General features: G+C 49.7%; 1 protein-coding gene. It reads right to left on the minus strand.

Going from position 1 to position 1,081, the window contains the following annotated elements:
• Nucleotides 1-969, minus strand: a 969-nt coding sequence (locus ACRRU2_RS28515) for an IS110 family transposase (RefSeq protein WP_432506827.1), incomplete at its 3' end; no start/stop codon positions are given.
• Between the last annotated feature and the right edge of the window lie 112 nt (nucleotides 970-1,081).

The following is a 1,081-nucleotide window of genomic DNA, read 5'->3' on the forward strand; positions in this document are numbered from 1 at the left end:
TGCGTAATGGCGTAAATCGCCTGCACACCCCAGCAGACAAGCTAGCGTAATCGTGCCTAGGCCATGCACACTACGGAGTTGTTCAATGAAAGGGACTTGCTCTAAAAGGGCTTCAACCTCTAGTTGCATCTCGCTCAGTACGCGTTGCGTCTCTTCGTAAAATTGTAGCAGTCGCAGGATGTCTTGACGCGCGGCATCATTGGTGCCCGGCTTTCCGATACTACGTGCCGCAGCAGCTAGAAGCTGAGCTGCTTTTGCTCTACCACTAGCACCAGCTACACGCCGCATCCCTTGATCACGCCAACCTTCTAATACGCTGTCCACATCCAGTTGCTGCAAATCGTCAGGCAACGCAAATGCCTTTAGCGTGGCAAGAGAACGAACACCATTCCATTCTGAAAAGACGCTTCGAAACTCCGGAAAGTACAGATCAATCCAACGCACAATGCGGTTGCCTAGACTGATGGACTGTCCAGACCAATATTCGCGCGAGCTCATGACAGCTTTAATTCGCTCAAATACAGGCGCTTGCGGCGCATAATCGATGTAGTAGCCGCGACTGACCACATCGGCGATCACAAGCGCATCTTTTGGATCGTTCTTTGATGGGCTATTATCGCGGTTTTCCTTGTTGCGATGCGTGGTCACCGGGTTCACTAATACCACTTCGAGATCCTGCTTCAGCAGCCAGTCTGCGAGATTATGCCAGTAATGGCCCGTGGGCTCCATACCGATAAGGAACGAGGATTTGTTATGAGAAGAGCCCACTTCATGCATCCATTTAACCAGCTTCTCAAATCCTTCTCGCGTGTTCGTAAAACTAAGATGGCGACGTGCCAATTCCCGCCCGCGAAAATCTATCATTTGAGCCGCGTGTACGTCCTTGGCAATATCGATCCCGACTACAGCATGTTGATTGGTAATTCGTTCAATCCGTTGATTTATTGCAGCTTTTCCAGTAAACTTCATAATAAGCGCCTCCTGATAGGTTTTTAGGGCATCGACCCGTGACACCCCTATCATACGAGGCGCCCCTTTTTTTGTCCAAGTCTAAAACTTAGCACCTACAGGAATGTTTACA

The organism is Paenibacillus sp. GXUN7292 (genome assembly GCF_050864975.1).
In the GTDB taxonomy this organism is placed as follows: domain Bacteria; phylum Bacillota; class Bacilli; order Paenibacillales; family Paenibacillaceae; genus Pristimantibacillus.